This is a genomic window from Paenibacillus macerans (assembly GCF_050565405.1).
Lineage (GTDB): Bacteria > Bacillota > Bacilli > Paenibacillales > Paenibacillaceae > Fontibacillus > Fontibacillus macerans_B.
Genome location: NZ_JBNYYG010000010.1, coordinates 82160 through 104546 on the forward strand (window position 1 = coordinate 82160; position 22387 = coordinate 104546).

Below are 22387 nucleotides of genomic sequence, written 5' to 3' on the forward strand. Positions count from 1 at the left end.
GAATGTAAAATTGTCATTTACAACTTCTCACCTGGCATGCTAGTATAAATTAACTAAAAATAGCAATTTTACTAGAAGGGCAAACTTGCCGAAAGACAAGGACGCAAAGCTACGGGCCTAAAGCGAAGGACAGCAAAGGCAGCCGGGTTTCATATTAGGTTGCGTGGCTCAATCTTTCTGAAAGTTCTCTTTCTTCGAAATGCGGGTATATCGAGAAAGAGTTTTTTTATGCTATAGTTTTGTCGAATTTAATTATTATTTGTCGAATTATGTAGGATGGGGAGATCATGTGATGGCAGAATTCGGTGCTTCGGATCCATTATTAGAAATCTATCTTCACGAAAATTCGCAGCTTCTGGAACAGCTGGAGCAGAGTATTTTGGAATGCGAAAAGTTAAATACGTTTTCATCCGGGGCGGTCGATGTCATTTTCCGCATTATGCATACGATCAAAGGCTCCTCTACGATGATGAGCTATGACCATATTGCGGCGTTGTCCCATGTCATCGAAGACCTCTTTGCGTTTATCCGCGAGCATCAGCCCCGATTATCGGATTACTCGGCCTTGTCCGATTTGGTGTTGCAGGGAGGGGATTTCATCAAGCTGGAGCTGTACAAAATCCGGAACGGAGATGTCCCTGACGGCGATTCCTCACCGCTGAGGAGCAGCATTCACCAGTATCTCGAGGCGCTTAAGGAGGAGCAGGCCATGGCCGCGGCTGCGGCTTCCGGGGAATCGCCCAGTTCCGCTCAAGATGAGGCGGGATTAGGTGCCGAATTCCCAGTACTCCCCGATCGGGATGCGCATATCAAAGCCGTCGTGTTTTTCGACGACGACTATAACATGGAGAATGTCCGAGCCTATCAGATCGTCCACAGCCTTCGTGAAATGACCGAGCGTTTCAGCTATTGGCCGGAAGACATCGCCGAGAACCAGGAATCCGCCGGAATCATCAAGCGGCATGGCTTTCAGTTATTCTTCCGGAACGGTGAAAGCGCCGAATTGATCTCCTCCTATCTCTCTCAAGCGCCATGCCTGAAACACTTGGAAATTCGCGAAATGCAGGTTCCCGGGTTGGCTGAATCCGCGCCGGAACCGGAGCAGGAGCCTCCGGCTGATGGGCAAGGCTTGAAGCACTTGAGCGAGACGGAGGACAAGCCGCCTGCTAACGAAGCCGGGGACGTTCCGGCCGGACGCAGCGGCACGGAATCCTCCAAGCCGGACGTCTCTAAGGCGACGGCTTCGCAGCAATCCAGCTTCATCAGCGTCAATTTGGCCAAGCTTGACGAATTGATGGATTTGGTGGGGGAATTGGTCATCGCCGAGTCGATGGTGACGCAAAACCCCGAGCTGGCGGAACTTGAGCTGGAGCAGTTCCAGAAGGCATCCCGGCATTTGCGGAAAATTACCGGGGAGATCCAAGACAAAGTGATGTCAATCCGCATGGTCCCCTTGGTGAACACCTTCCAAAAAATGCACCGCATCGTCCGCGATATGTGCAAAAGACAAGGGAAGCACGTGCGGCTGCAGCTGTTGGGCGAGGAAACGGAGGTCGATAAGAACATCATCGAGCATATCTCCGATCCGATCATGCATCTGGTACGGAACGCCATCGACCATGGCATCGAGAAACCGGAGGAGCGGCTGGCAGCCGGGAAAACCAATGCCGCCACGCTGACTCTGGAAGCCAAAAACGTCGGCAGCGAGGTGCTTATCAGCGTCCGCGACGACGGACGCGGGTTGAACAAAGCTAAGATTTTGCAGCGGGCCCGCGAGCGGCAGATGCTCTTTAAGGACGAAGCCGACATGAGCGAGCGGGAGATTTATAATTTGATTTTTCTGCCCGGCTTTTCGACCAAAGAGGTCATTACCGAGTTCAGCGGCCGCGGCGTTGGCATGGATGTCGTCTGGCGCAACATCGAAAGCGTCGGCGGCAACGTGTCCGTCGATAGCGTGCCGGGGGAAGGAACGACGATTACGATCCGCATCCCGCTGACGCTCGCGATCATCGACGGGATGAACGTGAAAGTAGGGCCGGCCAGATATACGATCCCGACGACGGCGATCAAGGAATCGTTCCGGCTCGGCCGCGGCAGCATCGTCGTCGACCCGGACGGCAACGAAATGGTGATGGTGCGCGGCCAATGCTACAGCGTACTTCGCTTGTACAAGCGTTATGGGGTGGAGACGGCCGTTACGGAAATCGAGGACGGCATTTTGATCATGGTGGAGCAGGACGATAAGCCGTTTTGTCTTTTCGCGGATGAATTGTTGGGCCAGCAGCAGGTCGTCGTGAAGAGTCTGCCGCCTTATATCCGCAAAATCCGCCATATCCGGGGATTGGCGGGCTGCACCATGCTGGGGGACGGGAGCATCAGCCTGATCCTCGATGTCGGAGGACTTGCAAGAACATCATGAATAAATCAAAGGAGACGGGATCATGGCGGACCAAACGGCGCAACTGCAGATCGAGCAAGACGAGGATACGCAAAAAGGCAAGTTTCTGACTTTTCAGATTGGATCCGACGTTTACGGGATTGAAATCCGCTACGTAACCGAAATTATCGGCATCCAGGCCATCACGGAGGTGCCCGAGCTGCCTGAGCATATTCGGGGAATCATCAATCTGCGGGGCAAAATCATCCCGGTCATGGACGTGCGGCTGCGGTTCAAAAAGCCCTTCCGCGAGTACAATGACCGAACCTGCATCGTGGTGGTGGAAATCCGCGATATATCTATCGGGCTGATTGTGGACGGCGTGGCTGAAGTGGTGCAGATCGCCGAGGAGGACATCGTGCCGCCCCCCGAAATCAATTCGGCGCAACAGCAAGGTTTCATCAGAGGGGTCGGCAAGGTAGGAAGCGAGATTAAGCTGCTGCTGGACGGCGATAAGCTGCTTCATCATGATGAAGCCGAGCATTTAAGTCAACTTTGATCACAAACAAACAACGGGGGTTTTGAAAAATGACGAAGCTTACGATTAAAGCGCGCTTAACGATGGCCTTTGCGATTCTGGTTCTTGCTTTGGCGGGACTGGGGATATTCGCGATCCAATCGATCAATTCGGTGAACCAGCAGTCTACGGTAATCACCAAAAACTGGTTGCCCGGCATGGACAGCGCTCACTCCATTAATACGTTAACTTCCAATTACCGGATATCCGAATTGCGGTACGTTCTTGCGGCGGAGCATCCCGATGAGAAGAAGGAACTGGCGGATCGGCTAAACCGGGAAGACGAAGAGGTGCAGAAACTCATTGCAAATTATGAAGCAAAAGTGATCACGGAACAAGGGAAGCAGTTGCTTGAGCGGTTCAAAACCGAGTGGGCGGAATACTTGAACGCGAGCGGGCAGATCGTCGACTTGATCGATCGCCATCAATCGGACGAAGCGATGGAATTGATGCGCGGGGAGTCTCGGCAGCATTTTGACGAGGCATCCAACACGCTGCTCGAACTGGTGAAATTCAATGTGGACAACGCCCAGCTGGCAAGCGACGAAGGGGACCGGGAATATTCCGGCACCGTAGCGACCTTGATCGCAATCATCGTGATCGCCGTTTTGCTTGCAGTGATTCTGGCCGTGTATATTATCCTGAGCATTACCAAGCCGATCGGCAAGCTTTCCAAAGCGGCTGAGGATCTGGCGTTGGGGAACGTCAATATCAACGTGGAAACGAACAGCAAGGATGAAATCGGCAAGCTCATGCAGTCCTTCTCCCGCATGATCGCCAGTATTCGCGAGCAAGCGCAAGGGGTGGAGCAGGTGGCTAACGGCGATTTGACCGTTCAGGTGAAGGTGAGATCCGAGAACGATTTGATGGGCAAAAAGCTGCAGGAGATGATCGAGCGGAACAACGAGATCCTGACCAGCATCAATACGGCGGCGGATCAGGTAGCTTCCGGCTCGAAGCAGGTCTCGGATTCCAGCATCGCGCTGTCGCAGGGCGCAACCGAGCAGGCCAGCTCCGTGGAGCAGCTGACGGCTTCCCTGGAGGAAATTTCCACGCAGACGAAGCTGAACGCGCAAAATGCCAATGAAGCGAACAAACTGGCCGCCGATTCCAAACAAAGCGCGCTGCAGGGCAACGAGCAGATGAAGGATATGCTGGGGGCCATGCGCGAAATCAACGAGGCCTCGAGTAGCATTTCCAAGATCATCAAGGTGATCGACGAGATCGCCTTCCAAACCAACATCCTGGCGCTGAACGCTGCGGTCGAAGCCGCACGGGCCGGCCAGCACGGCAAAGGCTTTGCCGTCGTGGCCGAGGAGGTGCGCAATCTTGCCGCCCGCTCGGCCAATGCCGCCAAGGAAACGACCGACATGATCGAAGGCTCGATCAACAAGGTGCAGGAAGGCACGAGGATCGCCGATCAGACGGCGGAAGCGCTGCAATCGATCGTCGGGGATATCGAAAAGGTTGCCAATCTCGTTGGAAATATCGCAACGGCTTCCACGGAGCAGGCCGCTGCCATCACGCAAATCAACCAAGGGATCTCGCAGGTCTCCCAAGTCATTCAGACCAATTCAGCCACTTCGCAGGAAAGCGCGGCAGCGAGCGAAGAGCTGTCCAGCCAGGCGGGGCTGCTGAAGCAGCAGGTGGCGCAATTTAACTTAAAGCGCAACGGTTACGGCGTCTATAGCGGCAAGGATGAAATGAATCCCGAAGTGCTGCGCGTCCTTGAACATCTGAACGATTCGCGGAAATCCGAGTCCGGCGGGAACCGTTCTCCCCAAATCCTGCTCAGCGATTCGGAATTCGGCAAATATTAATCCATGATTACGATCACGAACGAGGAATTCAAACAGCTGACGGATTACATTCGCAGTCATTACGGGATCCATTTGAAGGAGGAGAAGCAGGCGCTGGTGATGGGGAGGCTGCAGCATGTCCTGGTTAGCAAGAACTTTTCCAGCTTCAAAGAGTATTATGACGATATCGTTTCGGACCGATCCGGGAAAGCCGTGATGACGCTGGTGGATAAAATTACGACCAACCATACGTTTTTCATGCGGGAATTCGACCATTTCGAATTTTTCCGGGACCGGGTGCTCCCCTTTTTGGAGAGCGTCGTGAAAGACAAGGACCTCCGGATTTGGAGCGCCGGCTGTTCGTCGGGCGAGGAGCCTTATACGCTGGCGATGTTATTGGACGATTATTTCGGCGTGAACAAACTCTTATGGGATTCCAAGGTGTTGGCGACCGACATCTCCGGGGAAATATTGGGCAAGGCGCAACGAGGCATTTATGCCAACGAAGAACTCAAGGTTCTGCCGCCTTCATGGAGAATGAAGTATTTCTCCGTGCAGGACCGGGAGCATAGCGCGGTTCATGAGAAGCTGAAGCGGGAAGTGATCTTCCGCAAATTCAATCTGATGGAGCCGACGTTTCCGTTCAAGCGCAAGTTTCACGTCATCTTTTGCCGGAACGTCATGATCTATTTCGACAATCCCACGAAGGAAACTTTGGTGGACAAATTCTATAAGCATTTGGAGCCCGGCGGTTATCTGTTCATCGGGCATTCCGAATCGCTGCAGCGGGAAACGACGCCGTTCAAATACGTCATGCCCGCGGTGTACCGGAAGGAATAACTTTTTGGAAAAAGAGGAGATCGTATGGGGGACAACCGAAAACTGCGCGTGCTGATCGTCGACGATTCCATGATGTACCGGGAAGTGTTGTCCTTGGGGTTATCGTCGGATCCCCGCATCGAAATCGTCGGCAAAGCGGTAGACCCGTTCGATGCGCGCGACCAAATTTTGCAGCTCCGTCCGGACGTGATGATCTGCGACGTGGAAATGCCCAAGATGAACGGGATCGAATTTCTCCGCCGTCTTCTTCCGCAGTATGCTCTGCCGGTCATCGTGGTGAGCACGATCAGCGACGCCGTCTTTGAAGCGATGAATGCGGGAGCCGTGGATTTCGTGTGCAAACCGGATCCGCGGTCGCCGATGAGCGTCGAGGGTTTCATCCGCGAACTGATCGAGAAGGTGAAGATGGCCGCGAATACGAAGGTGCTGCGTCCGGGCTTTAGGGGGGGCCAAGCGACGGCCCCGGGCCCTATCGTGGATCAGCCCTTCAGCGCTGACCGAATCGTCGCCATCGGGGCTTCGACCGGAGGTACCGAAGCGATCACGTTCCTGCTGAAGCAGTTGCCCCCCTTGTTTCCGGGAATCGTGATCGTCCAGCATATCCCGCCGCTGTTTTCCAAAATGTTCGCCGATCGCCTGAATCACAGCACGCCGTTTGAAGTGAAGGAGGCGGAAACCGGCGACATCCTCGGGCCGGGCAAGGTGTTGATCGCGCCCGGCGACCGGCATATGCGACTGCGCAAGTTGGGCGACCGGTTTAAGGTCGAGTGCTTCGAAGGGGACAAGATCAACGGGCACTGCCCTTCGATCGACGTCCTCTTCGAATCCGCGGCCAAGGAATGCGGCCAGCGCGCGGTGGGCGTCATTTTGACCGGTATGGGGTACGACGGGGCGAGGGGCCTCCTGGCGATGCGGCGGAAAGGCGCGCGAACGCTCGGGCAGGACGAGAAGTCCTCGGTGGTGTACGGCATGCCCAAGGTTGCCTATGAGCTGGACGCGGTGGAGAAGCAAGCGCCTCTGGAGCAAATGCCTCGGCTGCTGTGCGCGATGGTGAAGTGAAGGAAGAGAAGAGGGGGAGCGAAAGAGAACCGTTACGGAAATTTGTGATGAGTACGTACGTACTAAGAGCATTTGACCTGCTCTCGTGACCATTTCGGTCATCCGATCGAGCGGGTGCTAAGCGGCCACCCAATATTACGACGACTTTTAGCCCGGGGCGCCCCAAAATGCTGCATGAAATGCAACTTTTGAGCCCAAACGGCCCCAATAGATACAAAATTGTTGTACGAATTACAACATTTATCGCTTCTGGCCGGGCATCCCCATCGTTATGCGTCAGTTCACCTCCCGAAATAACGGGGGGTTTTTGTCATTCGACCGTAGTATAATGAATCTATCATGGGTTTGGAGGAATCGTTGGTGACGCAGATTAATCAATTGAAAAACCAGGACGAGTTCGTAGGCTACTACCTGCTGAAGGAGCTGGAGGTAAAGCAGACGAACGCCAATCCGCCTAAGGATTATTTGGATATCGTATTATGCGATTCGACCGGGGAGCTTCCGGCCAAGTTTTGGGACGCTTCGCAGACCGATAAAGAGACTTTTTTTCCGATGGGACTTGTAAAGGTGCGGGGCCTCGTGCAGACGTATCGGGATAAGCTGCAGGTGAAAATCCTGCAAATCCGCCCGGCCAATACCGAGGATGGCGTAAGGCTGACGGATTTCATCCGTTCCGCGCCGATTTCGCCGGAAGCGCTGATTCATACGATCCAGAGCGTGATCGCGGGACTTGCCGACGCCGACATTCGCGCGATCGTCGCCTTTTGCGTCGGCAAGGTGGAAGAGAAGCTGGCGCATTATCCGGCGGCTAAAACGCATCATCACGCTTATTTTGCCGGTCTCGCTTACCATATGGTGCGGATGCTGGAGATCGGGGAGTTTTTGTGCGGACAGCGTCCGTTCTTGAACCAGGATCTGCTGAAGGCGGGCATTATTTTGCACGATATCGCCAAGCCGGAGGAAATGGTGGCCGAGCTGGGGATCGTGTCCGAGTACAGCACGCCGGGCAAGCTGCTCGGACATATTTCGATGGCGTCCCAGTGGGTGACCGAAGCGGCGATCCGCCTCGGCATCGAGCTCGATTCGCCGAAGGTGCTGGGGCTGCAGCATTTGGTGCTGTCCCATCACAATTTGGGCGAATGGGGCAGTCCCGTGCAGCCGCAAACGCCGGAGGCCGTCGCGTTGCACCATATCGACGCGCTGGACGCCAAGCTGCAGATGGTCGAGGACACGTTGGCCGCCACGCCGGAGTCGGAGGCATGGACGCCGCTCATCCGCGGCCTGGAGAACAAGGGAATTTACCGGTTAAAGTGGTAAGCCTGCGTTATTCCACGTCGAAATCAAAATAAGCAGACGGGTACGGTTCGTCTTCCAGCGTATAATGCCACCATTCCTTGCTGTACGGCTTAAAGCCCTGCTTGACCATCGCCGTCTTTAGGATGTAACGGCCCGCGCGCTGCTCTTTGGTTAGCCCCTTCGCGCCATGTGAGGAAATCGTGCCCAGGAAATCGACACGGCTGCCCATGTCGACTTCTTGGCCGGTCTTTTTGTACACCATGGTGAGATCCACGGTGCTGCCGCGAGAATGACCCGATTTGGAGGAGAGGTAACCCAGCTTGAACAAATTTTTCTTGTCGACGTCGGGATAGAACTTGTCTTTCATTTTCGTGTCATGGGTCTGCTTGGCCCAGGCGATAAAATGATCGACCGCTTTTTGGGGGCGGTAGGCGTCGATGATTTTGAGGTGGTATCCCTGCTTTTCCAAATCATCGTTGACCTTTTTCAAAGCGCGGGCCGCTCGCAACGTCAGGATGGCGAACGGGCCGTTGTATCCGTTGATCTGCTCCCCGATAAAGTTGTCGCCGGTGTAATAACGGATATCATATTCGGCGCTCGGGATGATTTCGTCGAGGTAAACGAATCCTTTGCCTTCAGGCAGTTGGTGCTGCTTGGCGATCGCGGCGGCAGGCGGCTGGGCAGCTTGCATCATGCGAGGCTGCGGCGGTTCAAGCCGATCCTGGCCTTGCGGGGCATGATCCTTCCGCGGCTCGTTCTGCGGTCGCTCTTCCCCCGACAGCGCCGTTTGTTTCAACGAATCGGCCGCGGTGTAGCCGATGCCGGCCGCGTTCCAGTTGATGAACAGCAACAGCGCCGACAAGCCAAGCAAGCCAGCCCTCCGGCCGGTCCGGAAAGAGTTAGGGCGGGGCTGGACAGGATGAAAAGCGGACAGGTCCGCCGCCTTGCGGTGTCTACGGGATAACATCGGGGTACTCCTTTCGCGCCGGTCATAAGACGGGCCAGATCTAGTTCTATGATTATAGCATATACCTATAGTAGGGGCTGCCGGTAGATTCGGCGGCCCCAATTTGACGTAGAGCTTTAAACATTATTCGACAACGATAATATATCATGATATATTATAATATATATCAAGTCCTTTAGTGGGGATGCACGGGAGGATTGTCATGAGTGAAACGACCTCGTCTAAACCGATGTACGAGAAAATATTCGATGATGTGAAGCGGCAAATCATGGCGCATAGTTATAAGCCCGGCGACCGGATTCCTTCGGAGAAGGAATTGGCCGAAGAATACAACGTAAGCCGGATCACGAGCAAGAGGGCGATGGAAATGCTGGCGGCCGAGCGGATCATCGTCCGCAAGCCGGGACGGGGTTCCTTCGTGGCCGACCCGGAGGCCGATGGAGAGGTAGCCCCGGAAGCCGGGCGGCAGGGAAACGGGCGGGACGTGGACGAGACGGAGAAGGAACTTGCCGGGAAATTGATCGGCGTCGTCCTGACGGATTTCGCCGGCAGCTACGGAACCCGGCTGATTTACGGGATGGAGGATGCCGCCCGGGAGCAGGACTGCTTCCTCGTGCTGCGCCGAACGTTCGGCATCCAGGAGAACGAGGAGGATACGATCCGCAAGCTGTTGCGGCTTGGGGTGGACGGGCTGATCGTTTTTCCCGCCCAAGGAGAGTATTTCAACGCGGAAATCCTTAAGATGGTGATCGAGCGGTTCCCGCTCGTATTGATCGACAGGGAGATCAAGGGGGTGGCCGCGGCGTCGATCAGCACCGACAATGTGAAGGCGTCGTCGTCCGCGGTGGAATACCTGTTCGATCTGGGCCACGCCCATATTTCGCTGTTGTCCCCCCCGCCGGTGGATACCTCTGCGGTAGAGGACCGGATCGAAGGCTTCGTGCAAGCCCATGCTAGCCGCGGCATCGCCGCGGACCGGAGCTTGTGGGTCAGCGATCTGACCTCTACGCTGCCAAGCTCGTTCAGCGACGAGAACATCGAGCGGGACATCGAAAAAATCATGAAGCATTTCAGGGAACACCCATCAATCACGGCATTTTTCGCGATCGAATACAATATTGCCCTGCTGGCGAAGGCTGCGGTAAAGCGGTTGGGCTTAAGCATTCCGCAGGACGTCTCGATCCTCTGCTTCGACAGCCCGCAGTTCCGGATCGGCGAAGGGTATGCCTTCACCCATATGCGGCAAAACGAAGAGGACATGGGCAAGCTGGCCGTGGAGAACGTGATGGCGATCATGGATAACCAAACGGTAGCGAACAAAATCAAGCTGCCGGCCGAATTGGTTCCGGGTGAATCCACCGCTCCCGCTCGCGGTTTGTAATTCGTTTCCCAAATCATGTTCGTACGGAGTAACCCGGAGTCATCTGAACCATCGCGGGCTACGACTCAGATTCCATGGGTTTCCTGGAAGCTTTAATGCAACGCCATTGTGATTTCGATGAATGGTTTACGAAAATCATCTACGTTCATGGGTAAGCGGACAAACGGACGGATACGGGGAGACCGGCTGTCCGACCAAGGTGCGATATCTCCGCGGTTGAACGATGGATTCGCCACGCCGAAAAACAATGGAATATTGTTTGGTTTTTAATTGCATGATCAAAACCGTTTCCGGCAGCCTTCCCGAAGGCAGCACGGTTACGGTTTTTTTGGGTTATGGGCATCCCGGGAAAAGGTTGATTTGATATGCTTCGTATACCAGTGTAATCGTTTTTTATTCCTATTGACATAATGATATGATGCTAATATACTATGTTTATTGAAAACGCTTTATTTTGTAAATGGGTCGAAATGAAAAGGGAGGGTTTAGGGATGAAGAAATGGTTGGTTGTTGCGCTGGCGACGGTCATGCTGGGCGCGCTCATGGCTGGTTGCGGAGGAAGCGGCAGCGGTAGCGGGGCGAGCGGAGACGGGGCTGGCGGAGGCAAAAGCGGCAAAGTTCAATTGACCTTTTGGGGCGATTGGGGCGGCGAAGGGCAGAAGCAATTCGAGACGATGGTCGACGCCTTCAACAAGTCGCAGGACAAAATCGAGGTGAAGTACGTATTGCAGCAGGATATGATCACAAAATTCCTGACGGCCGCGACGAGCGGAGGGTCCCCGGACATCCTGTTTTGGGACCGCTGGAGAACGGCACTGTACGCTCCGAAAAACGTGCTTCGCCCGATCGACGATTACCTGGAGCGCGATGGCATTAACAAGGGCGATTTCTACGACGAGTCCTTGAAGGAATTGACTTATAGCGATAAATTATACGGCTTGCCGTTAACGGTGGACGCCCGCGCTTTGTTCTACAACAAGAAGATGTTTGCGGACGCGGGGCTGGAGGCGCCAAAGACGTGGGACGAATTGGAGCAAGCGGCCAAAACGCTGACGAAATGGAACGGCAGCAAGCTGGAGGTAGCCGGTTTCTCCATGGCCGATCCGGGGCTGTTCAATATGTACCTGCAGCAGGCCGGCGGAACGATGCTGGGCGAGGATCAGAAGACGAATTTCAACAACGAGCAGGGCAAACAAGTGCTGGAATTTTGGCAGCGCTTACTGAACGAGGACAAAGTGTATAAAGTCGGTTTTGAAAAAGGGCTTGGGGAAGGCACGGACGCGTTCGTGACCGGCAAGGTGGCGATGTTGTACACCGGCCCGTGGATGATGAGCACCTACAACAAATACGGCAAGGATCTCGACTACGGCATCGTGCCGCCGCCAAGCGGGCCGAACGGGGATCAAGGCAGCGTGATGGGCGGCTTCGGCTTGGTCATCCCGCAGGGCTCCAAGCACCCGGAGGAAGCGTGGGAATTCATCAAATGGTGGACGGCCAACAAGGACAACGCTTTGCTGTGGGCCAAAACGAGCCTGAATATGCCGGGCTTCAAGCCGGCGCTGGAGGATGCTTTCTTTACGGAGGACCCGCTGTGGAAGCCGTTTACGGAAACGCTTGAATTCGCCAAGACGCGTCCGACGCACCCCGGTTATTCCGTGATGGAGGAAAACGCGCTGATTCCGAATCTGGAGCTGTTTCAGCAAAACAAGCAAAGCATCGACGATACGCTCAAAAAAGCCCAGGAGCAAGGCGACAAGCTGCTCGCGGAAAACGCGGTCGCCAAATAAACCGGGCCGCTGAAAGGGGAGCGAAGAATGGCATCCGTCAATAAGCTCGAACGGCATCAGGCCCGAATGGCCTATCTGTTCATTACGCCAACCATGCTGCTGTTTGCCGTATTCATGGTCATCCCCGTCGTGATGGCCCTCTATTTAAGCTTCACCAATTATGACGTGCTGAGCACCAACGATTGGATCGGGCTGGAAAACTACCGCCGCCTGATCGGCGATCACCTGCTGTGGCAGACCTTCTTGAACGTGTTCTATTACGCGGTCGTCTTCGTGCCGCTGAATTTGCTGATCTCCTTGCTGCTGGCGATGCTGCTTAACAAAAGAAAAGGCGGGGTCAAGTTGTTCCGCACGTTTTACTACTTGCCGACCTTGACCTCGGCCGTCGCCGCCGCCACCGTATGGATTTGGATGCTGCATCCGGAATACGGCCTGATCAACGGATTGTTGTCGTACATCGGCATCACGGGTCCGGCCTGGGTGTCTCAGACGGAGACCGCCATGGTGTCGATCATCGTGATGACGTTATGGCAGTCGGTCGGCTCCAACATGATCATCTATTTGGCCGGCCTCCAAGGCGTGCCGGATTATCTGTACGAATCGGCGCGGCTGGACGGGGCGTCGCGGTTCGCCTGCTTCCGCTATATCACCTGGCCGCAGCTTCGCCCGACGACGTTTCTCGTCAGCGTCCTGTCCATCATCGGCGCGCTGCAGTTGTTCGACCAGGCGTTCGTGCTGACGCAGGGCGGACCGGCGAACGTCACCAAAACGCCGGTGTATCTGATCTATCAGCAGGGCTTCAACCAACTGCAAATGGGCTACGCTTCGGCGCAGGCGTTCGTGCTGGCGATGGCGATCCTGATCTTTTCGCTGATCAGCATGAAAATCACCAAAGCGGAGGAGCCGATCGTATGACAAACCGCGATGCGAGAAAGGTTGGCGCCCGTCCCTTGCAGTTGGGCGTGCCGGCGCAGAAAAGGCTGGCGAATGCGTTGTTCTATGCGGTTAGCGGCATCATCGCCGTGATCATGTTTTTGCCTTTTTACTGGAGCGTGCTTACCTCCTTTAAACCGGATGAAGAGATGTTCTCCATGCCGATCAAATGGTTTACCGCAAACCTGACGTTTGAGCACTATTACAACGCCTTTACGACGGTGCCTTTTGGACTTTATTTTTGGAATTCCTTTCTGCTGGCGGCGGTCGGCGTGCTGTTCAACCTGTTTTTCGGGTCGCTCAGCGGCTACGCGTTCGCCAAGCTGAACTTCAAGATGAATCAGCCGTTTTTTCGCATCTTGCTCGTGTCCATGATGGTACCGGGCATCGTGACGATGATCCCGAGCGTGTACGTGCTGCGCCATATTCCGTTCGCCGGCGGCAATGACCTGTTCGGCAGCGGGGGCAACGGGCTGATGAACTCGTTTTGGGGCATTATTTTGCCGGGCGCATCCGGGACGTTTGCGGTGTTTTTCATGCGCCAGTTTTTCCTTACGCTGCCGAAAGACATGATGGAAATGGCGCGGATCGAAGGCTGCGGGGAGTTCAAGATCTTCTGGCGCATTTATTTGCCGCTCACGAAGCCGGCGCTGGCGACGCTGGGGATCTTTACGTTCCAGGCCGGATGGAACGGCTTCCTGTGGCCGATGATCGTGCTGAACGATCCGGCGAAAGCGACGATTCAAATGGGGCTGCAGGCTTTTTCGTACAACTATCAGACGGATTACGGTCCGATGATGGCGGGGGCGCTGGTGGCCATCCTGCCGATTCTGGTTCTTTTCCTGCTGCTGCAGCGGTATTTTATCCAAGGCATTGCGTTCAGCGGAATCAAAGGGTAGGAGAGATTGGAGAGATAAGATGAAAACGACAACGACGGAAACCGAAGTGCGGCGGGAGCGGGCCAACCTTGCTCAGCTGGCGCTGGAAGAGCTCTTCTGGAACGAACGGATTCGAATGTACAACATTCAAACTCCTTGCGAGGGTGGAGGCTGCAACGGTATTTTCCATTATTGGTGGATGGCTCATGCGGTCGATGTGCTGGTCGACGGACTGCTGCGTACGGGCGACCGACGGTATGCCGAGCGGCTGAGGGTGTTTTATGACGGCCTCCTTGAGCGAAACGGCAGCGTCTGGCCCAATGAGCTGTACGACGATATGGAGTGGATGGCGCTCGCTTGGCTGCGCGCCTATCAGGCGACCGGCGAACCTGAATACAAGGCCGCTTCCCTTATCCTATGGCAGGACATCCAAACCGGGTGGAACGAGCAGATGGGCGGAGGGATCGCCTGGCAGAAGTCGCAGCTGGACTATAAAAACACGCCGGCCAACGCTCCGGCCGTCATTTTAGCGGCCCGATTATACCAGGCGTTCGGGAATCCGGACGATCTGGCTTGGGCACGGCGGATTTACGATTGGCAGTCGGCGAATCTGGTCGATCCGGCAACCGGCCTGGTATGGGACGGCATGAACCGGACCGGGGACGGCGCGATCGACAAGGACTGGAAATTCACCTATTGTCAGGGCGTCTTTATCGGGGCTTCCGTGGAGATGCACCGGATAAGCAAGCAAACGGAATATTCGGAAGCGGCGCTGCGGACGTTTCGCGTTGTCGCGAACGAGTTCGCTCAGCCCGAAAACGGCCTCCTGCCGGATGAAGGGGACGGCGACGCCGGGCTGTTCAAAGGCATTCTGATCCGCTATTTGGCGGAGCTGGCCAAGGCGGCGCCGGACCATCCCGAAATCGCCGAGTATATCGATGCCCAGGCGGAGAACGCTTGGGGAAGGCTGCAGGTTCCGGACCAGCCGCGGTTCGGCACGGATTGGAACCGTGGCCCCGCCCCCGGCGACACCGCGTCGTTAAGCTCGCAGCTCAGCGGCGTCATGCTGCTGGAGATGGCTGCCGGGCCGGGTACGGAACGGAAGGCCTGAAGGAGGATGCGAAAATGAAAAACGAGCGCTCCGAAGAGAATCTGCGGTTGCCGGGGCGTGCCGACGCGTGGTCCGACCGGGCGGATCGGATGCATCGCGACCTATTCGCTTGTTACATGAACGAGGATACGGGCATTCTTGATCAATGGTATCCTCGGACGGCAAACCGGGCAGGAGACAATTTCTATTACTGGTGGCAAGCCCATGTCCTCGACGTGTTGGTCGACGCTTACGAACGGACCGGCGATCCGGCTTTGCCGGAGCGGATCGGACGGTTCTGCCGCAGTCTGGAAAGCTATAACAGCGGCACGTTCACGCATAACTATTACGACGATATGGAGTGGACGGCGCTGGCGCTGCTGCGGGCCTACCAGGGGACGGGCGAGCCTTGGTACAAGGAGAAGACGCTGGAGCTGTGGGAGGATATCCAAACGGCTTGGAACGGGTACTTCGACGGCGGGATGGCCTGGAAGAAAGATCAGCTCGATTACAAAAATACGCCGGCCAACGCCCCGGCCGCCATTTTGGCGGCCCGGCTTTACCGGCTATTCGGCCGTGAAGCGGACCTGGCGTGGGCCAAGCGCATCTACGACTGGAACCGGTCCCGGCTGGTGGACCCGGCGACGGGTTTCGTTTGGGACGGCATCAATCGGCTCGGCGACGGCCAAATCGACAAGGACTGGAAGTTCACGTATTGCCAAGGGGTGTTCATCGGCGCAGGCGTGGAGCTTCATCGATGCACCGGCGATCCCGGCTATCTGAAGGAGGCGCAGCGGACGGCGGCCGCCTGCTTCGATGCGCTTTGCGAACCCGGCACCGGGCTGCTACCCGACGAAGGGATCGACGATACCGGGCTGTTCAAAGGGATTCTCATTCGCTATCTGGTGGAGCTGCTGAGGGCGGACCCGGATTGCCCGCGCGTGCGCGAGATCATCATGGCCAATGCGGAACGGCTCTGGTCCAGCGGCTTGCTGCGTCCGCCCGGATTATGCGGCCCTTCATGGCAGGAGCCGCCGAGGCTCCCGGTCCAGCTGAGCGTGCAGTTGAGCGGCCTGATGCTGCTGGAGGCGGCGGCCGTACTGGAGGCAACCGTCAATCAAGCCTGAAAGGAGGCGGTGGGATGATGAATGTGCTGGTTGTCGACGACGAAGCGACGGAACGGGAGGGAATCAAAAACCTGATCCATCAATATAAGTTCCCCTGTCAAGTTCTCGAAGCGGAGAACGGCTATGCCGCCGGGAAAATTCTTAATCGCCATGCCGTCGACCTGCTGATTACGGACGTCAAAATGCCGATGATGAACGGTTTGGAATTAAGCGAGCTGGCCCGAAAAACGCAAGAAGACCTGAAAATCGTCATCTGCAGCGGATACAGCGAATTTGAGTACGCCCGCAGCGCCATCAAGCTCGGCGTGGTCAATTATTTGCTCAAGCCGCTGATCATCGACGAGTTTCTGGAGGTTATGGAGAACGTGACGCAGGAGAAGCCTTATACGGCTCCCGATCACGAAACCGAGGAATCCAAGGTGATCCGGCAGGTGAAGCAGTTTATCAGGGATCATGTTCAGCGGGACATCTCCTTATCCGAGGCGGCGAATGAAGTCTTCCTTTCCCCGGGTTACCTGAGCATTTTGTTCAAAAAGGAAACCGGCGTCAACTTCTCCAAGTACCTTACGGATTATCGGCTGCGGAGGGCGGACTACCTTCTGCTTCACTCCAACATGAAAATCAACGATATCGCCGCTTCCGTCGGGATCGAGAATCCGTCGTATTTCTGCAAGCTGTTCCGCAACAAATACGGAGTCAGTCCGCTGCAATACCGGGAAAGCTGAATCGGCCAAACGATGATGATACGCCTGATCAAAAGCAAATTCAACGACTTGAAATTTCGCGGCAAGCTGCTGCTCTCCCACCTCATTATCGCTTTGATTCCGATTCTGCTGCTGGGGATGCTGTCTTTTTCCCAATCGTACCATGCGCAAATGAAAGAGCTGAAAAGCGAAGCCCGGTCCAGCATGAACCAGGTGGCCAGCATCCTCGACTACAAAATCAACCGGTATAATATGCTGTGCGAGTTCCTCGTGCTGAACCGGGAGTTCTCCGCCGTGTTCCTGAAAGATTACGGCAGCAACTATTTTCGCATGTACCTCGACTTCCGGGATATCGTGGACCCGTTGATCGCGCAAACGAAATTGATGGACGAGGACATCGAAGAGATTACGTTCTACACGTCGGGAGATCTGCCGGGCATTCGCGGGAACATCCTCCCGCTGGACGAATTAAAGCGACAGCCGTGGTATGACGGGTACAGGGGCAGGCACTGGATCGTTTACGACGGGCATGTGTATTTGCTGCAGCAACTGATCAGCAATTTGAAAGAAAGCAATTTCATGGTGATCACGATCGATTACGACAGCATCTTTTCCGATCTGGACCGGCTGTCGGAGCATATTTCCGTGAGCATTGAAGGCGTGGACCGGGAGCCGATCTATCACAGCGCCCAGCCGTTTGCCCCGGCTCGGGACGCGGCGGAAATCCGCGAGCCGCTGAAGAACATCGATTGGATGCTGAAGTACTCCCTCTCCTATGACAACGCTTATTTGAATGCAATGGCGATTTTTAAGATCACTTTCTTCGTGATTCTTCTCAGCTTGCTGATTACGTTTTGCCTGATCTATATTTTCTCCAGCAATTTCACCCGCCGCATCGTCCGTCTCCGAAACAAGGTCGACAAGGTGGAACAAAACAATCTCGACGTCGTGATCCACAGCTCCTCGAAGGATGAGGTCGGCGAGTTGACCAACGGCATCGGCAAAATGCTCAGCCGGATCAACGGCCTGATCAGGCAGGTATACGAAGCGGAAATCGCCAAGCGGGAAAGCGAGTATAACCAGTTGATCACGCAGATCAATCCGCATTTTTTGTACAATACGCTGTCCTTCATCAACTGGCGGGCGGTGAAAAAGCAGGATATCGAAACGAGTTATATGGTAGCCGCCTTGGCCAAGTTTTACCGGACGACGTTGAACAAGGGCAAAACCCGGGTGACCCTTCGGGACGAATTGGATAACATCAAGGCCTATATCGACCTGCAGATGATAATGCATGACGGCGGCTTCGAAGCGAATTACGACATTGACGAGGGCTTGCTGACGCATGAGATCATCCATTTTATTTTGCAGCCGATCGTGGAAAACGCCATTAAGCACGGTTTTGCCGAAACGGCGGACGAGGACCTTCAGCTCTGGATTTCGGCTTGCCGCGCCAAAGAGGAACTTAAGCTGAGCGTGCGCGACAACGGCGTCGGCATGTCCCCGGAGCGGGCGGCGAGGCTGCTGTCGGCGGAAAACGGCGGCTGCGGGGTCCAAAACGTCAATGACCGCGTCAAGCTGTACTACGGCCCGAAATACGGGCTTGCCATCGCCAGCGAGCCCCGGCTCGGCACGGCGGTGACGATTACGCTGCCGTATGGACGGTAAACGGCTTGAGCAGAACTAAGCTTGCGGTTTTATAAGTTGAATTGGAGATCAGGGCGGGAATTAGGCAAGAGGGTGAAATGATTCTGAAGAAGCGGAGCGTTCGCCTTTGCGACCGGATTTCTACCTTGCTTGAATCAGGTTCAATCCTAGAAATCCGGGAACAACAGCGATCGTAAGAACATTTCACTCGGCTGCCTCCGTCTGCACAATGATTTGTTCAACTTGCCCTCCGCAAGTCCATAACGCAAGCCATGCAAATCCTGCTATAAATCAAAAAAACGTTGCATAGGCGCCCCTTTTGAAACCGGATACAATCGAGCTATCAAACGATAAAGGGGTTAGGGACATGAACAAAACATGGAAGTTAGCCTTGATATTAACCGCTTGCCTCAGCTTGTTTACGGCCAGCGCATGCGGCGGAGGCAACGGGGGCAACGCGGCCGGCAACGGCGGCAGCTCGAACGGCGGCGCCGATTCGGCTCAGGAGAGCGACTCGCCGAATTTCGATCCTTACGGTAAGTATGAAACGCCGGTGGAGTTTACGATCGGCCGCCATACGAATCACGTCAACAACTTGCCGGAAGGCGACACCATCGAGAACAACCTGGCGACGCGATACGTGGAAAGCCGGGTGAACGTCAAGGCGAAGGTCGCCTGGGAAACGGACGACATGAAGCAGAAGTTGTCCTTGTCGATGACGACCGGCGATTTGCCCGATGTCATGCTGGTCGATCGGGAGATTTTCAACCAGTTGGTAGACAATGATCTCATTGCCGATTTAACCGAGGTTTACGAGAAAACCGCTTCCGAAGGAATCAAGGAGATTTACGGGTCTTACGGCGATTTGCTGCTGGACCAAGTCAAGGTGGACGGCAAAATCATGGGCCTGCCGATGACGAACATCGGGAACCAGCACCAGCTGTTGTGGGTAAGGAAGGATTGGGTGGACAAAGTCGGGGCGGAATTGCCGAAAACGTTGGACGACGTTTGGAACCTGACGCGTACGTTCATGGAAAAAGACGCCTCCGGCACCGGGAAAACCGGCGGGTTCGTCATGGACCAAAATGCGATGAACTTCTCGCCGGTGTTTGCCGCGCATAACGCGTTTCCGACCCAATGGATCAAAAACGCCGAAGGGCAAACCGTTTACGGATCGGTGCAGCCGGAAATGAAAGCCGCTTTGGCCGATTTGAGCGAACGCTACAAAGAAGGGCTGATCGACAAACAGTTCGCCGTTCGTTCCAATGAAGAGAAAGAGGCGCTCGTCATCAACGGACAGGTCGGAATGATCTTTAATCCGTGGTGGATCGGTTATACGAACTATAAGGAATCGATCAAGCAGAATCCGGAAGCGGAGTGGGTGGCCGTATCGGCGCCGGTCGACGATGCCGGAAAATTTAAAACCATCCGCCAGGATCCGGTCGGCGGCGGGATCGTGGTCGTGAAGAAGGATTATCCGCATCCGGAAGCCATCATGAAATCGATTAATCTGACGACCGATTTCCTGTATTCCTTGACCGAGGATGCCATTCAATACAAAAAGGACCATCCGGATGAGCTGCTGACGGACAACAGCCGCTGGAACAACGATCCCACGCAAATTCCGATGCAGGTCGATTACGACGACGTTCTGAAACGTTATTACGAAGACATCATGAAGGCCGACGAATCCGGCGACGAATCGTCGATTCAGGAAGACCGGATCGTATCCTTGCGCGCCTACCAGGAATTCAAAGAGAAGGGCAACGGCATCGACGCGAATACGTACGGGGAATACATCTCCCGCATCGAAGGGCAACGGGAAGCCAACAACCCGAATCTGGACGTGATTCCCGGCGCCTTCTACGGCACGACCGAAACGATGAAGCTGAAATGGGCCAACCTGAAAAAGATGGAGGAAGAGACGATCCTGAAAATCATTATGGGCGAAGCCGGGCCGGACGAGTTCGATAAATTCGTCGATACCTGGCACCGTACCGGCGGGGACGAAATTATGGCTGAGATCAATGGGCAATAACTTTGAACCCGGGATGTGATGAAAATGGCTCAAACCGAAGCGAGTTTAGGTCGCGGAGCGAAGGTACCGCTGCGTAAACGCAAGATGCGCAACCGGCTGGACGGCATGACGTATCACCTGATGCTGCTGCCCGGCATGATCATGCTGTTCATGTTCTCGATCGTTCCGATGTTCGGCGCGGTCATGGCGTTTCAAAGATTCATTCCGGCCAAGGGGATCGCGGAATCCCCTTGGGTCGGGTGGGACAATTTCACCTACATGTTTCAATTGCCGGACAGCAAGCAAATCTTTATCAACACGATCGTTATTGCCGTAGGGAAAATCGTGCTGGGCCTGGTCGTGCCGATCGTGTTTGCGCTGCTGCTCCACGAGGTGCGGCTGAAGCTGTTCAAAAGCACGGTGCAAACGATCGTGTATCTACCCCATTTCATGTCCTGGGTTGTGCTCGGGACGATGCTGACGATGATTTTTTCCTACGACGGGATGGTCAACAACTTGCTGGAATTTCTGGGGCTCGAGCGAATCATGTTCCTGGCCAGCAATACGTGGTTCCGGCCGCTGCTGATCCTGACGGATACGTGGAAGGAATTCGGATACGGGACGATTATTTATTTGGCGGCGCTGACGAGCATCAATCCGTCGCTTTACGAATCGGCGGCGCTTGACGGGGCGAACCGCTGGAAGCAGATGCTGAACATCACTCTGCCGGGGATATTCCCGACGATCGTGCTGCTCGGCACGCTAAGCTTGGGGAATGTGCTGAACGCGGGCTTTGACCAGGTGTTTAACCTGTATAATCCGCTCGTTTACGAGACGGGGGACATCATCGATACGTTCGTGTACCGGATGGGTCTCATCAATATGCAGTATTCGTTCGCCACGGCGATCGGGCTTATGAAATCCGTCATCAGCTTCGTGCTGATCATCATCTCCTACAAGCTGGCGGCCAAATACGCCGGGTACAGGATTTTTTAGGGGGGCATCGTCATGGTACAGTCGCAAACGTTAGGGTCCCGATTCGTAAACGTGCTGATCGTCTTTGCGCTCGTGGTCATCGCGTTCCTGTCGCTGGCGCCGATGATCAACACGATCATGGTTTCAATCAGCAGCAGTACGGCGGTGAACGCCGGCCGGGTCTATTTTCTTCCCGTCGACCTGAATTTCTCATCCTATGAAAAAATCTTGAACGACGCGAAGTTTTGGCGGTCGTTTGCCGTGTCGGTGGAACGGGTATTCCTCGGGGGCGCGATCAACATGCTGCTTACGGTTCTGATGGCTTATCCGCTGTCGCGGAGCATCGTGCAGTTTCGGTCGCGCAACCTTTATATGTGGATCATCATCTTCACGATGCTGTTCAGCGGCGGAATCGTGCCCTGGTACATGGTGATCAGCGATCTGAAGCTGATCAATACCCTTTGGGCTTTGGTGCTGCCGGGGGCGGTTCCGGTATTTAACGTGATTCTCCTAATGAACTTTTTCCGGGGCATCCCGAAAGAACTCGAAGAGGCGGCGTTCATGGACGGCGCGGGACCGCTAAAAATTTTGACGCACATCTTTTTGCCGGTCTCCCTGCCAAGCCTGGCGACGATCACGCTGTTCGTCATCGTGGGCCACTGGAACAACTTCTTTGACGGGATCGTGCTGATCAACGACAGCGACAAGATCCCGCTGCAAACCTATCTGCAGCAGCTTAGCCTGACCCGGGACCAAATGCAGAATTTGACGGTCGAGCAACTGCAGCAGTTCAACAAAATATCCAGTACAACCTTGAATTCGGCCAAAATCCTCGTATCGATGATTCCGATCATGCTCATTTATCCGTTCCTGCAGCGGTATCTGATCCATGGGATTGTGCTGGGTTCGGTTAAGGAATAGGTTGGAATGACA

General features: G+C 55.1%; 18 protein-coding genes and 1 riboswitch. Of the genes, 17 read left to right on the forward strand and 1 reads right to left on the reverse strand.

The annotated features are described in order from the left end of the window. Positions 1 to 68: 68 nt before the first annotated feature. A riboswitch (cyclic di-GMP riboswitch) is annotated at positions 69 to 155 on the forward strand. A 137-nt stretch (positions 156 to 292) separates the two neighbouring features. The 6 genes from ACQ4N8_RS09270 to ACQ4N8_RS09295 all read left to right on the forward strand — a co-directional run bounded on the left by ACQ4N8_RS09270 (position 293) and on the right by ACQ4N8_RS09295 (position 7969). Continuing rightward, positions 293 to 2419, forward strand: coding sequence for a chemotaxis protein CheW (locus tag ACQ4N8_RS09270; protein WP_430704062.1), 2127 nt, complete (start codon positions 293 to 295; stop codon positions 2417 to 2419). 22 nt (positions 2420 to 2441) lie between these two features. After that, the gene (locus ACQ4N8_RS09275) at positions 2442 to 2936 is read left to right on the forward strand and encodes a chemotaxis protein CheW (protein ID WP_430704063.1); all 495 of its coding nucleotides are present in this window, start codon (positions 2442 to 2444) and stop codon (positions 2934 to 2936) included. A gap of 29 nt (positions 2937 to 2965) precedes the next feature. Next, positions 2966 to 4774, forward strand: a complete 1809-nt coding sequence (locus ACQ4N8_RS09280; protein WP_430704064.1) for a methyl-accepting chemotaxis protein — start codon at positions 2966 to 2968, stop codon at positions 4772 to 4774. Between the two features lie 3 nt (positions 4775 to 4777). After that, positions 4778 to 5593: a CheR family methyltransferase gene (locus tag ACQ4N8_RS09285; protein ID WP_430704065.1), complete on the forward strand. Its 816-nt coding sequence runs from the start codon at positions 4778 to 4780 to the stop codon at positions 5591 to 5593. A gap of 24 nt (positions 5594 to 5617) precedes the next feature. Further along, entirely contained in the window at positions 5618 to 6652 is a 1035-nt protein-coding gene (locus ACQ4N8_RS09290) for a protein-glutamate methylesterase/protein-glutamine glutaminase (RefSeq protein ID WP_430704066.1), read from the forward strand. Positions 6653 to 7012: 360 nt separating this feature from the next. Continuing rightward, positions 7013 to 7969 (forward strand): 3'-5' exoribonuclease YhaM family protein, encoded by a 957-nt coding sequence (locus ACQ4N8_RS09295; protein WP_430704067.1) that lies wholly within the window; start codon positions 7013 to 7015, stop codon positions 7967 to 7969. Between the two features lie 7 nt (positions 7970 to 7976). On the opposite strand, the gene ACQ4N8_RS09300 is transcribed toward ACQ4N8_RS09295, so the two are convergent. Continuing rightward, entirely contained in the window at positions 7977 to 8915 is a 939-nt protein-coding gene (locus tag ACQ4N8_RS09300; RefSeq protein ID WP_430704068.1) for a M15 family metallopeptidase, read from the reverse strand. Positions 8916 to 9117: 202 nt separating this feature from the next. Here ACQ4N8_RS09300 and ACQ4N8_RS09305 point away from each other — a divergent pair, with 202 nt between their 5' ends. The 11 genes from ACQ4N8_RS09305 to ACQ4N8_RS09355 all read left to right on the forward strand — a co-directional run bounded on the left by ACQ4N8_RS09305 (position 9118) and on the right by ACQ4N8_RS09355 (position 22375). Then, entirely contained in the window at positions 9118 to 10296 is a 1179-nt protein-coding gene (locus ACQ4N8_RS09305; protein ID WP_430704069.1) for a GntR family transcriptional regulator, read from the forward strand. Between the two features lie 491 nt (positions 10297 to 10787). Further along, entirely contained in the window at positions 10788 to 12083 is a 1296-nt protein-coding gene (locus ACQ4N8_RS09310; protein ID WP_430704070.1) for an ABC transporter substrate-binding protein, read from the forward strand. Positions 12084 to 12110: 27 nt separating this feature from the next. Next, a complete protein-coding gene (locus ACQ4N8_RS09315; protein WP_430704071.1) occupies positions 12111 to 12998 on the forward strand; it encodes a carbohydrate ABC transporter permease in 888 nt (295 codons plus the stop codon). Further along, positions 12995 to 13915 carry a carbohydrate ABC transporter permease gene (locus tag ACQ4N8_RS09320; RefSeq protein WP_430704072.1) on the forward strand — a complete coding sequence of 307 codons (921 nt, stop codon included), beginning with the start codon at positions 12995 to 12997 and terminating at the stop codon, positions 13913 to 13915. Before ACQ4N8_RS09315 ends, ACQ4N8_RS09320 begins: the two co-directional genes overlap by 4 nt. A 19-nt stretch (positions 13916 to 13934) precedes the next feature. Beyond that, the gene (locus ACQ4N8_RS09325) at positions 13935 to 15005 is read left to right on the forward strand and encodes a glycoside hydrolase family 76 protein (protein WP_430704073.1); all 1071 of its coding nucleotides are present in this window, start codon (positions 13935 to 13937) and stop codon (positions 15003 to 15005) included. A 14-nt stretch (positions 15006 to 15019) separates the two neighbouring features. Further along, a complete protein-coding gene (locus tag ACQ4N8_RS09330; protein ID WP_430704074.1) occupies positions 15020 to 16111 on the forward strand; it encodes a glycoside hydrolase family 76 protein in 1092 nt (363 codons plus the stop codon). 14 nt (positions 16112 to 16125) lie between these two features. Next, positions 16126 to 16836, forward strand: a complete 711-nt coding sequence (locus ACQ4N8_RS09335) for a response regulator transcription factor (RefSeq protein ID WP_430704075.1) — start codon at positions 16126 to 16128, stop codon at positions 16834 to 16836. 12 nt (positions 16837 to 16848) lie between these two features. Beyond that, positions 16849 to 18483 (forward strand): sensor histidine kinase, encoded by a 1635-nt coding sequence (locus ACQ4N8_RS09340; protein WP_430704076.1) that lies wholly within the window; start codon positions 16849 to 16851, stop codon positions 18481 to 18483. A 346-nt stretch (positions 18484 to 18829) separates the two neighbouring features. After that, the gene (locus tag ACQ4N8_RS09345) at positions 18830 to 20500 is read left to right on the forward strand and encodes an extracellular solute-binding protein (RefSeq protein WP_430704077.1); all 1671 of its coding nucleotides are present in this window, start codon (positions 18830 to 18832) and stop codon (positions 20498 to 20500) included. An 18-nt stretch (positions 20501 to 20518) separates the two neighbouring features. Beyond that, on the forward strand, positions 20519 to 21475 hold the full coding sequence (locus ACQ4N8_RS09350; RefSeq protein ID WP_430704078.1) for an ABC transporter permease: 957 nt from the start codon (positions 20519 to 20521) through the stop codon (positions 21473 to 21475). A 12-nt stretch (positions 21476 to 21487) separates the two neighbouring features. After that, positions 21488 to 22375, forward strand: coding sequence for a carbohydrate ABC transporter permease (locus tag ACQ4N8_RS09355; protein WP_430704079.1), 888 nt, complete (start codon positions 21488 to 21490; stop codon positions 22373 to 22375). Positions 22376 to 22387 lie beyond the last annotated feature (12 nt).